Here is a 12,691-nt window from a genome sequence, read left to right as displayed (position 1 = left end):
CCTGCTCTCTCCTGAAAAAGGAGAGGGAGTAAGAATCTCTTTCCAACCGGAAGGAGATTTTTTTTAGTCCTATCCGTAAGGCAGAAGACTTTTTTTTAGCCCTCTCCTTTTTCAGGAGAGGGTTGGGTGAGGTATTCTTTCAACCACATTTTTATCTTCTGTGCCCACTCGGCTTGTTTGAAAGTATCTAAACTATGGCGGGTTTCGTCGTCGTATTCTTTTTGCAACCTGTTCATTTCTCTGTACGATTCGAGGTATTCATACTGAATCATACTGTTTAAATCGTCTATGCTTTCTGCGTGCATGGCCTTTACTTTTTTCTTGAAACGCTCTACTACCAGTTTGGTAATATCAAAATGTAGCTGTTCATGTGCCAGAGAATACTCGGTTTTGGCGGTTTCATTGGCCCACGACATCCCCCTTACCATATAAGTTCTGGTTTCTATAAAAGCCTGAATTAACCCCTTGGACACTTTAAAAGAAGAATGGTAGCCGAAATTACTGAAAATAGCCGCACCATAGCGACTAACTGACCCCGGTCTGCCCCTGAAATCGTCCCAGTTTATCTTGCGGGTTTCGTAGTAGATAGTATCCTTATCGTTTTTCTTATAATCAGGTGTAATGAAGATTTCTACACCTTTGGTTAATGCTTCATGCTTGTCGTTATTGAGTTGCATCCAATCGGTCACGTAATCAAGCGTCTGTACAATTAACTGATGCAGTACCGATTCAAGATTATTCATATTAGGCGAGGCCACCACCGAGCGTTTATAATCCATAAAGACCTCAGAAGTAACCAAAGAAACCGTGTCATTTTTCCCAATTCGCTCAAAACTTACTGACAATGACATTTTACCATGCACAGCCCCCTCTTTTCTTGATTCGGTAACTGTTAGCGTTTGAATATGGTAAAGGATGGGAACTGTATTGACATCTTTAGCTAAATTTCTGGCAATGAAATTCTGAAAGCCATTTTTTACACCACCTGAGATAGTCAAAGGTGCTTTTTCATCAACAGAAGTGATAATAGTGCCGATACCGTTTTTCTGAAGCCTTCCGTCTTTTACCCCGGCAATATGGTAGCCAACGGGTTTAATATCAATCCGTGTATCTTTTAAAGTAATCATATACTGGGCAAATACTGTCGGCATAGTAACCCAGCAAAAGGCTAATATAAGTAAGTTGACAAGCTTGTGCATGTATTGTTGTCTTGAACTGTGATTTAGCTGATTTAATGATTGAACTGATTTCTAAACCATAAATGTAATCAGTGAAATCAGGTTAATCAGCGGACGTCGCACGGTTAAATCATAGTTCAAGATAACGATTAAATTCTATTTTTATTGAAATTCAGGTCGCAAACAATTCCGGCATAGATAATCCGGGTAATGGGTGCTGAACCATAAACTGTAATGGCATTGGCATTGGTCAGATTTGTACCACCTACTTTAATGGTACTCCTGAAATCTTTCAGGTAATAATTCAGTTGTGCATCTAATGTGCCGAAAGCCTTGATTTCTCCTTCATCAAAAGGCATGAAATACATATAGGTACTGTTCCAACGATAATTAACCGAATACGAGAAGTTTCTGGTTATTAAGCCGTTTGCCCCCAGATTAAATTTATGTTCGGGTGTATTAAATCCGGCTATCAGGTTCTGAATATCCGAAATCCGGGCCCATGTATAATTGCCATATACGCTCAGTTTGCTGTTCACCCGGTAATCAAGGCTAATAAAAGCACCTTGTGTGGTTACGGGTTTATCAAAATTAGCCCATGTCTGAATAAATCTTCCTCTGGTGCGGTCGGGTGCTGTTTTTGCCCAATCACCAGTTTTTTGCTGATAATTTCCCTCCGGCATTTTTCCATCTTCACGTCCCTGAAAACGTACAATGCCTATAAAACCATTATACAAACTGCGGTAATAGCTCAGGTCTATCTGCAAATCTTTAGTCAGCAAACCTTTGTAGCCCAGTTCCCAGCTATTCATTTTTTCGGGTGCCAGTTTCTTTACCTCATAAGGCTGTGTACCTGCTGAATTAAGTCCTTTAAATCCGTTTTCTACATTCCCAATCAATAAGATACTACCATAATCTAAATAGATGTATTGGTCAAGCTGTGCCGGAGCTCTGAATGCCGTAGCATAATTGGCTCTGAAATTATGCCGACCCACTGAGTAAACTGCTGAAATACGAGGAGAAAACTTAGCATCAAAATTCTGAAAGAAGTCCATTCTACCTGCAGCCGCTAAGGTCAGTTTATCAGCTAATAGTTTTTGTTGTATCTGTCCATAGATACCCGACTCCCAATTGGTAATAGCATTTCTTTTTTCTCCGGTCAAAGGCGAAAAATTGCCATCAGACAACAAAGTTCCATTCGATTTCAACAGATAAGTACGGTAAGCCCCACCTACAACCACGTCAGTTGTATTGAATTTAAATTCTCTTTGTGCCGAAAAGTCGGTATAACGGGCTGTATTAGAGAAAGCCGCCCCTTTGATAGTTGAGCCATTAATGGATAAATCACCTACCCCATCGGCTACTTTTCGGGTTATCTGGTCGAACTGGGAAGTAGAAGCATTGGCAGGTTGTGGATTTAATTGTAAGCCCTGTGTAAGCCCAAAAGCTACTTTAGCAGCCTCGTCAATTGATTGTCCCCCCTGTATGGCCGGTACCGAAAAACTACCCGGCACACCGCCATTCACTTGGTCTGGGGTATAAACTCCTGTCAATGCCCCACCACCAAAGCCATTGCCACGAGCCGCTGCAAATATCTGATTCCAGGCATTGAAATAATTAGCAGAAATAGTTGGGAATATGCCATTTTTTGGGTCAGTCATCCGCACATTTTGCAAGGCATTGGCTACCCCTCCTATTTCGTACGCCTTGCCGCCATAGTCGAACATGGAATACGCACGAACGAACCAACGGTTGTTCTTTATTTCCAATTTGTGCAAATCGTATTGCATTTCCCGCCAGGCAAAACGGCTGGTACTCTGAAAAATACCATTCCCCAACGACCAACGGTACTCATAAGAAGCCTTTGTTTTTTCGTTAATTTTGAAATGTAACGATGGATTCAGGCGTACACTTCCTGCCTGAAATTTGTTAAGGTTAATAAACTTACTGCCATCATTCGCCCCTATAATCTGTTCTTCTTTAAAACCGGGCATATAAATGCGGTAAGGCTGATTGTTGTTATACTTAGTGTAGTCAGGATTGGTTACAGTAAAACCCACATCACCAAAATAGTTGAGTTTATTCCAGCCGAAAGGTGAGCCATAGGGATTATTAGCAGCATCAGAACCTGCCAAACCACCTGTTGTAACCGACTTGATAGCAGCATCTGAATCACCTAAAAACTCTTGACCCTGAGTAAAATTGGCATTGAGTTTAAAGGCAAATCGTTTACCAAAGGCTTGTGCATATCTTATCTGCCCATCAATCAGATTTCTTGAACCGCTTCGAAAAGAAGCAGCTAATCCCTGATGCTTAAAAGGGTCTTTTGAGTGCATTAATATTACGCCATTAAATGCTCCCGAGCCATAGAGCGCCGAGTTTGCCCCATAAATCACTTCAATATTATCAATATCTAAATCGGGCGTGCCCATCCAGTTGCCACCGTATAGAGACGATGTGGGCGACATAAAGTCCACATAATCGGCCAATTGCAGAATGCGTTCGGCCTTAGAACTATTGAATCCACGGGTACTTAAACTGGTTACAAACCAACTCGACTGGCTTACATCAATCCCTTTGTAGCGGGACAGAGAAGAAATCAATTCGATACCGGGCGACTGTTGTAGTTGCTGCGCTGATATTTTAGTAACAGATACGGGTGCTTTAAAAATACTTTCTTCTACTCTTGAGGCCGACACCACTACTTCATTCAATGCTTTGGCACTATCGACAGGGGTTTCCTGTGCCCACGCCCACTGTGTTGCTAAACAAGCAATTAAGTAAAGTTTTCTTTTCATAATTCTCTATTTTATATGATGGTTTTGTTTTATCCTTCAATCCATTTTCTGAATTGCGCTGCATTTTCTTCACGGAGACTGGGCGTTCCCTTGCCAATCCGTGTTACGATTTATCCTTCAATCCATTTTCTGAATTGCGCTGCATTTTCCTGACTGATACTCACTTCTGCTTTCGACAAGTGCATGAGTTCTAAGGCTATTTTTCCTTTAAATGAGGGTTTAAAACTCATGATGGCATCAATGCTTACAATAAATTTGCGGTTTACCCTGAAAAACTGCCGACCGGGCAACTCCAGCTCCAATTCGCTCAGGTTCTTTTCTATAATGTATCGCTCACCTGTTTTATCAATCAGAAAAACCACTCTTGACTCGGTATAGATAAAGGCCACTTTATCTGTTTGTATGACATAATAATTAGTGCCTTTCTTTACAATCAGTCGGTCTTTAGCTGGTAACGTTTTATAATCAGGGCGGTTTTTTATAGCCGTTTGCAGAAAATGTTTACCAAGGGTCTCGTACTTATCCAATACTCTGATGATTTCAGCTTTTCCGATAGGTTTTCTTAAATAATCAATGGCATTCAGAGGCATTGCCTGTAACCAGTATTTATCGTATGCCGACATAAAAATTACCGGAAATGCCACATTTATTTGCTGAAATAGTTCAAAACTCAATCCGTCTGCCAGTTCTACCTCAAAAAAGCCTAAACTTACACCCTCGTTCACGGTCAGGTAAACCAAAGTTTCCTGTATGCTTCGGCAATGAATCAGGTCAGACATCGGATAATATTCTGCCAGCACCTCGGCTATCAGTTGGGAATTATCTTCTGTTTTTTCTAAAATCAGAATAGTCATTGGCTATTTCGGGGTCGTGATTTCCACTTTCAGGCAAAATATCTCGGTCTTGGCGAAAAAAAATTTGCGTGGCAAAATTACAGAGAACAAATTAGAATACTGCGAATGCGCCGATTTCCTTCGGTAATAAGTGTCATTTCATAATAATAGGTGTTGTTTCATAATAAATGAGAAGATGAGCAAAAGTCTAAAAATAAAACACATTTTTCTTGTTCTGTATTCATTTGGGGCTGAAATTCGCCTCATCTAACACAGGTATTTATGAATACTGAAATACTCTCTCGTATCCAGTTTGCGTTCACTATCGCCTTTCACTATATATATCCTCCTTTGAGTATCGGTTTAGGTGTTGTCATGGTAATAATGGAGGGGCTTTACCTCCGCACAGGCAAGCCCATTTACGAACAAATGACCCGTTTCTGGATACGCATCTTTGCCCTGATTTTTGGCATTGGTGTAGCCACAGGTATTGTAATGGAATTTGAATTTGGCACCAACTGGGCAGTTTACTCTCGGTATGTAGGCGATATTTTTGGCAGTGCTTTGGCAGCAGAAGGCATTTTTGCTTTTGCACTTGAATCAGGCTTTTTAGGAATTCTGATTTTTGGATGGAACCGGGTAAGTCCACGGGTACATTTTTTTGCTACATTAATGGTGGCATTAGGTTCTATGTTTTCGGCAATCTGGATTGTGGTGGCTAATTCGTGGCAACAAACCCCGGCAGGTTATAAAATCGAAGGCGAGGGCATGCACGCCCGGGCAGTTGTAACCGATTTCTGGGAAATGGTCTTTAATCCATCAAGCATTGATAGGCTTTCTCATGTTATCATCGGGGCTTTTCTGGCAGGTTCTTTTTTAGTTCTAAGTGTCAATGCCTATTATATTCTGCGTAACCGCCACTTAGCTATTGCCAAATCAGGCTTTAAGATTGCTTTGGTAGTAGCTACGGTTTCTGCCTTAATGCAGTTGTTTACAGGCCATCGCTCGGCAGATATAGTGGCTAAACACCAACCTGCCAAATTAGCGGCCTTTGAAGGGCATTACGATTCACTGGCCGTTGCTGATATGTACCTGATGGGTTGGGTTGATAACAAAAATCAGGAGGTAACAGGCATCAGTATCCCTGCCGGATTAAGTTTTCTGATTCATCAGGACTTTAAAACACCTGTTCAGGGGCTCAATGCTTTCAAAAAAGAAGACCGTCCTTCGGCTGTCAATTTCGTTTTTCAGACCTATCATCTGATGGTAGCGATTGGGGTAATCTTAATCGGGCTTACATTATTGGCCTCTTTTTTATGGTGGCGAGGCCAATTGTTTGAACACCGTTGGCTGATGCACATTTTTGCATGGGCAGTATTGCTGCCGCAAATAGCCAATCAGTTAGGCTGGTACTCTGCCGAAGTGGGCAGACAACCCTGGGTAGTATATAATTTACTGAGAACGTCCGACGCCCTTTCGCAGTCGCTGAAAGCTGAACAGGTGCTGTTTTCTTTGATTCTGTTTACCTTGGTCTATGCCCTGCTGTTTGCCTTGTTTTTGTATATGCTCAACAAAAAAATAAAACACGGACTTGAAGGCAACGACGAAATGATTCCGGAATATTCAAAACGTGATAACCCTCTGCTGAAATAATGGAAACAATACTCGGACTCAACTTAGCCACGTGGTGGTTTCTGGTAATTGGGGGCATATTCAGTGGGTATGCCATCTTAGACGGTTTCGATTTAGGAGCCGGAGCCTTGCACTTGTTTTTCAATAAAGAAGAGAGCCGTCGCAAGGCGCTGAATGCTATTGGCCCTGTATGGGACGGGAACGAGGTTTGGCTGGTCATTGGTGGCGGAGCCTTATTTGCAGGGTTTCCTGTGGTATATGCTACAATTTTTTCGGCTTTCTACGAGCCTTTTATGATATTTTTAGTGATGCTCATCTTCAGGGCTATTTCTATTGAATTCCGCTCAAAAGAACCCATGCTTTGGTGGCGCAAAACCTGGGATATTAGTTATAGTGTCTCAAGCATTATTCTGACCTTATCGCTGGGGCTTATTTTAGGTAATATTATACAAGGTTTAGCCCTCGACCAGAACTATTTCTATAAAGGCACTTTAGGCGATTTCTTTAACCCTTATGCCATTCTGATAGCCTTTACTACCTTATCCTTGTTTATGATGCACGGAGCCATTTATCTGGTCATGAAAACCGAGAACAGGCTTTATGCCAAGCTGACGGTAATCGTAAAAAATACCACTATCTTTTTTGTACTGATGTTTGCCCTTACGTCGGTCGTAACCTTGTTGTATGTGCCACATATGGCCAAACGTTATCAGGAAGTACCTTATATGTTTGCATTCCCTGTTTTAGCCATTTTAGCAGTAGCCAATATTACCCGACAGATTGCTAAACGTAAGTACCGCTATGCGTTTATGTCGTCGGCTTTGGTTACCGCTCTGCTGATGGTGTTGGTAGCGGTAGGGCTTTTTCCGAACATTATTTTATCAAGCATAGACCCTGCCTATAGCATTACTGTGCATAATGGTTCTTCAACCGATAAATCGCTGAAAATTATTCTGCTGTTTGCGGTCATAGGTGTACCGATTGTAGCCACCTATACCACCTTTGTTTTCTGGACATTCAGAGGAAAAGTAAAATTAGACGATGCCAGTTATTAATCCACTTTCAAAAATCTCAATCCATGCAAGATCTTATCCATACACAAAGCCTTTTTTCTGCCCTGGTAGGCACTTGGTTTATTTGTTATACCAACTTTCCGATGTGGCTGAAAGGTGATAAAATCAATCCTACATTTAACTATTCAGTTACCACCCAAAAGGGAGAAAAAGTACTGCTTGATGAGGTAAAATACCTGAAAAAAGGGAAAGAAAAAACCATTATCGGCTATGACTATCAAAACGATAAAGACAGTACAGCTTTTGTGTGGAGAGGAAAAGGTATTTTAGGCTTACTGAAAAGTAAATGGAGAGTAGCATTGATAGACCCTAAAGGACAATGGACAGTAATAGCCTTTTCCAAAACTTTATTTACACCTGAAGGCGTAGATATTATCAGCAGAATACCTGCCATTTCAGAGGGTACCATACAAGAGATTAAAGGACTGATGGAGAAAGACCCTGAACTAAAAAAACATCTGACAAGTCTGGAAAAATTAAGCAAATAAGGGTTTTCAACAAAATCTACCTGATAAGTTGAAGCACTAAAGACAAGATTGTATCTGCGCAACAAATACATTGTTTGACACCTTAAAGCCGGGATTCAACAAAATACTTCTGGTAGCCTGATATCTAATCTGTCTGGCATTACTTATGTTTTTTGCCGAACTTATTCTGCTTGCTTTATGCTCAGAAAACATCGTTTCAGGGTTTACATTGCCTGAAAGACTCAACTCCGGTTCAACCACAATATCGTCAATAGCTAATTGGTCTCTGGTGCTGCTCTCCCCTGAGAAATGATAATATTTCCAGAGTAACTGCACATAAGGCTGATTTAATAGTGTCTCGGGTAAAGTATGGGTAAATGTGCGGCTATGGCCTGTAGCGGCACTCACATACTCGATAGGCTCATTGTTTTCATTCAGTAAATCTTTAAAAGGCATAATGTCGCCAATGCGGTACTGAAGCCTGATACGATACTTTCTGGGATTAGCCGTAATGGTTCTACCAGTCCACGAAAGGGTGATTTTTGATTGCTTTTCAGTATTGATCGCAAGAATTGCTCCTCCTAATTTCGTATTTGGATAACCCGGATTAGGCGGGTCTGAATTGGTATTGATAAAGGAAAATCCCAGGTCACCAAGTCCGTTAATCCGTGTTTTAGACGTGAGATTATAGGCACCTGTGGTAATATCATCAAAAACAGCATTCACTTTTGGGTCTGCATCCTTCATAAAAACAAACTTCATATTGGGTGGAAAAGAACCTGCTTGTGCGGAAGGATTCCATTCCTTGAAAATATACCCGCAAGGTTTCGTCAACAAAGCAGCCACCGGAGTAGGATTCGCAGAAAGAAAATTACTCTCAAACACAGCTTTATAAGATTGGTCAGTACTGGTAGTAATCGTTAAGATAGAGTCAGTTAGTATTGTATTATTATATTCCCAATGCTTGAATTTATAGCCTGTTCGGGCAATAGGAGTGATGGTAAGTGGAATATCCTGAAAATAAGAGCCTGTCCAGGGATAAGGATTATCCGTAATTCCCGGAGTTGCAGGCGTAATATGAATAGAATTTACTTTTACCAATCCCTGGGTAGTGTCCGAAACGTCAACTGTCAGCAGATAATCGCCTTCAATGTCAAATTTTTCTCTGATATGGCTTCTTTGGTAATAAGGCCGCTCAAGCAAATAATCTTGTATGATGTTAATGTTTGACTCCCAGTTGGCATAACTTTCAATATACTTCCATCGATTGATATGGGCAGTTATTTCCGGTGCATATTTCTGTTTAAAAGTCTCTAAAATTGTGGTGGTTCGGACGGGTAAAAAAGTAGTATTCAGCATATCGGCAAAGCGGTTTATAAAGCTATTGGCGAAACTGACCTTCTGCAATAGCTTATGAAAAACCAGATTGCCGGCACTGTCTATTGCGGCAAGCTCCAGCGTATTATGCGTAGGTGGTTGAGCCCCTCCCAGACCGAAATCTGTGTCAAACAACATCCACCGCCATCTGCCATCATGCCCGTAAGGCGCATCGGGCCTATATCTGGTTGTACGCTTTCGCCACATAGCCTGATTATTTTGTGGCCAGTCGGTATTAGCCGTAAATATCTGGGCAATCTGATAATCTATTAAATTATCAATATCCACTTTGGTTTTTACATATTCATAATCAATGGTGTCAGCAACTATAGGGCTACGCTGACGCATGCTTAGGGTTGCATCAACCACAGGAATCAGTCTCAATAATGTATCAGTCGGGCTAACATTGGTTGAGTCAGGAGGATTAACAATGGTCGAATCAGGAGGATTAACAATGGTCGAATCAGGAGGATTAATAATAGTCGAATCAGGGGGATTAATAATGGTTGAGTCAGAGATTTTATCATTTTGTAGATATATCATTAGACTATCATAATCTTCGGTTGTTCCCTTGTCGGCAATCAATACCCCCGATATTTCTAACATATCCAGGCTATCTTTATTTACGCCATAAACCGTTTCAATATAGTTATTATCAAAACGCTCACGGATATTCAGCAGGCCCCAGTATTCGCCATTGATAAAAACAACACTTGGCTGGCTTGCCTGCGTATCCATTCTGAAATGATTGACCAGACGCTGGTAAAAGGCATCTTTAAACATGGTAAAACCAAAGTCCTGCCCTGAGTTTCTTAACAGTAAATTATCATGAAATAACTGAGGCGATTCGCTGAAAATCGGGTAGTCAAACGGTGTATCACCATAAAGTCTTAAAGATTTACTACGGAAAGCCCGGGTACAGGCACCATTAATGCGTACACCTACCGTTTTACTCAAAACGCTCGAAGCACCAACAATCAACTCAAAATTGCCTGCTCTTTCCCAGGCCTCTCCTCTATCGCCATAATTTCCTGTACAAAAATCGTTACCTCCTGCATCAATCATTTTTTCAAAAGTATAACCTGCCACATAGATACCTGTGTAATAATTGAACAGATAATCATTCTGTACGGCCAGAGAAACTACGGGAAAAGTAAACTTATTTGCCCCGTCGGCTGAATAAAAGTAAGAATTGGTAACTACCTCACTTGGCAATGCGCCTTGTTTCACGGCTATGGCTCTGATAACCGTTCCTTTGTATAAGGAGGAATCAGGAAAATAACCGGGGTATTTATCAAAAGTTGAAGAAATATTGCTGATTACATTTTTCTGAAAAGTACGGTCAGCAATGGTAATCGGCAATTTATATAAATTAGATTTGTCGGGTTTGTCATAGAGCAGACTTCCTGAACTATCTCCGGCAAATTGTGGGTAAGAATTTTTATATGGAAACTTAACAAAGGCTGTATCTTTGATTGGAGTAGAGCCATCAATAGTATAATAAATACTTACTCCGGGGTCTGCATGGGTAATGGTCAAAGCAAATGTATTATCAAAAAAACCGCCACTTCTTGAAAAAACCGGAGGAGCTAAAAGCTCGGTATAGGCATTAGCCGGATTGTTGGCAGCACCGGGCGTGGCAGGAGAAAAATAGCTAAGTGTATTTCCTCCATCAGGTAAGCGGCCATACGAAACATCTCTACGCTGACCATTAAACGAAAAGCTATCTATTACTTTACCATCTGCATTACTGATACTAATACTCTCACCAGAAGCAGATAAAGCAAAACTGGTGTGTCTGGCCCCAGCATGGGTATTGCCACTTGCCCAGATAATCAGATACCCACGGGCAGGCACTACTACTGCCCTGCTGGTAGTAGTAAACCTGAATTTAGTCGGATTATCCGGGTTATCGCTCATATAATAACCGGAAAGGTCAACAGCATTATTGCCGGGATTATAAAGTTCAATCCAGTCAGAATGATTACCAGTATTATCTTCAACAGAAGCATGGTTAGAAGCCATTACTTCATTGATAAAAATACTTTGGGAAAAGCAATGACTACTAATTGACAGTATTAAAATAAAAAACGTACTGAGGGAAAGGTTTATCGGTCTATTCATAGCCATAACAAAAGAAACAGCTAAAATTAAGCAACAAAATACTTTTAAAAAAGCATACGTCTCTTTTTAAAAGTATAGATGCTTTATGCTGAGATTTTACTTCCTCATAAATGATAAAACTTAGCAACCTCTCAATTGCTAAGTTTTATCATTTATGCCTGTGTTCAATGGCTTGTAGCTATTATCAATTATTGCACCCTTGAATCTGTGCTTTAAATATACTACCCTCTGCTGACTCAAAGCCCGGATTTAGTATAATTGCCTTTCCTGCATTGTAAGTTACATTTGCCGGAGAAATAATTTTATTGCCTGCATTAATCTCTAAAGATGCCTGTTCGGTAACTGTGCCTGTATTGATGTTAGTAGTCAGGCTTTTAACAGCCGGAGTTACTGATAAATACTGCATCGTAGGGTTACCGGCTACTACCTGATTCGATGATGCTACTCTGATGAGATAATGACCTGTTGCCGAAAGATTCTGTGGCAGTTGACAGCTAAGAGTACCTGCTGTAGAGGTCGTTCCTATAAGAATGGGAGTGGTAAACCCTCCGGTTGAATCTGACAATTGAATATTGAATCTGTTACTTGAGTCGAATGAACCTGTAGTGGCAAAAGTTACATCAACTGTACTCCCAGCACACAAACGATTGTTTGGAATTGTGGGTGCATGGATGATTGCCATGGTACCCACTACTGTAAAAGTGGTGGTAACCGGCCCATAAACTATGCCTCCTGCTCTATTATCTTCTTTATAACCTGTAACAGTCATTGTATAGGTACCCGGTATAAAATTACGCCCATAGATATTTACGCCTAAATTATCAAACACGGCATAAGGTTGAACATTTTGCAGGATTGTCCAGTTTATTTCAGGGCCAACAACGGTTAAATCAACACTTCCAATTGAGATAGTCGGGCAAACAGGATTAGCAATGATAGAAACCTGTTCAGGAATCTGCTGAATAACCATGCCATCTTCTAATGAGAACATATTTTCATAAGGGTCTCCTGCTTTTACATATTGCAAATCAACTATTTGTGTACAAGGGTCAATTCCACTCACAACAACATTAGTTGTAGCAGTAGCTGAACAAGCACCATTGGTTACTGTAACTGTATAAATCCCTGCATTACCTGATTGCGCATTGGGAATAGTAGGGTTCTGACTTGAACTATTGAATGCAACAGGCCCCGACCAACTATAAGCAC

At 40.8% G+C, this 12,691-nt stretch carries 8 protein-coding genes; 3 read left to right on the top strand and 5 right to left on the bottom strand.

Annotation, left to right across the window (positions count from 1 at the left end; genetic code table 11):
* Positions 1-95: 95 nt before the first annotated feature.
* From EWM59_RS24660 to EWM59_RS24650, 3 genes are all read right to left on the bottom strand, one after another.
* Positions 96-1,199, bottom strand: coding sequence for a DUF922 domain-containing protein (locus tag EWM59_RS24660; RefSeq protein WP_130023906.1), 1,104 nt, complete (start codon positions 1,197-1,199; stop codon positions 96-98).
* 128 nt (positions 1,200-1,327) lie between these two features.
* Positions 1,328-3,976: a TonB-dependent receptor gene (locus EWM59_RS24655; protein WP_130023905.1), complete on the bottom strand. Its 2,649-nt coding sequence runs from the start codon at positions 3,974-3,976 to the stop codon at positions 1,328-1,330.
* Positions 3,977-4,086: 110 nt separating this feature from the next.
* Positions 4,087-4,830, bottom strand: coding sequence for a LytR/AlgR family response regulator transcription factor (locus tag EWM59_RS24650; RefSeq protein ID WP_130023904.1), 744 nt, complete (start codon positions 4,828-4,830; stop codon positions 4,087-4,089).
* A 261-nt stretch (positions 4,831-5,091) separates the two neighbouring features.
* On the opposite strand from EWM59_RS24650, the gene EWM59_RS24645 reads away from it, so the two are divergent.
* The 3 genes from EWM59_RS24645 to EWM59_RS24635 are packed head-to-tail and all read left to right on the top strand — an operon-like array spanning position 5,092 to position 8,002.
* Entirely contained in the window at positions 5,092-6,462 is a 1,371-nt protein-coding gene (locus EWM59_RS24645; protein WP_130023903.1) for a cytochrome ubiquinol oxidase subunit I, read from the top strand.
* Positions 6,462-7,496: a cytochrome d ubiquinol oxidase subunit II gene (gene cydB / locus EWM59_RS24640; protein ID WP_130023902.1), complete on the top strand. Its 1,035-nt coding sequence runs from the start codon at positions 6,462-6,464 to the stop codon at positions 7,494-7,496. The genes EWM59_RS24645 and cydB overlap by 1 nt, the downstream gene beginning before the upstream one ends.
* A gap of 23 nt (positions 7,497-7,519) precedes the next feature.
* The gene (locus EWM59_RS24635; RefSeq protein WP_130023901.1) at positions 7,520-8,002 is read left to right on the top strand and encodes a hypothetical protein; all 483 of its coding nucleotides are present in this window, start codon (positions 7,520-7,522) and stop codon (positions 8,000-8,002) included.
* A gap of 36 nt (positions 8,003-8,038) precedes the next feature.
* Here the strand turns inward: EWM59_RS24635 and EWM59_RS24630 are convergent, their stop codons facing one another.
* Positions 8,039-11,482 carry a CotH kinase family protein gene (locus tag EWM59_RS24630; RefSeq protein WP_262709310.1) on the bottom strand — a complete coding sequence of 1,148 codons (3,444 nt, stop codon included), beginning with the start codon at positions 11,480-11,482 and terminating at the stop codon, positions 8,039-8,041.
* A gap of 184 nt (positions 11,483-11,666) precedes the next feature.
* A partial coding sequence (locus tag EWM59_RS27860; protein WP_165372290.1) for a 3-coathanger stack domain-containing protein occupies positions 11,667-12,691 on the bottom strand: 1,025 nt, incomplete at its 5' end.

Source organism: Emticicia agri, from assembly GCF_004168285.1.
GTDB classification, from domain to species: domain Bacteria; phylum Bacteroidota; class Bacteroidia; order Cytophagales; family Spirosomataceae; genus Emticicia; species Emticicia agri.
Note: the sequence above shows the minus strand (reverse complement) of the source record. Positions and strands in the feature narration are given on the sequence as shown.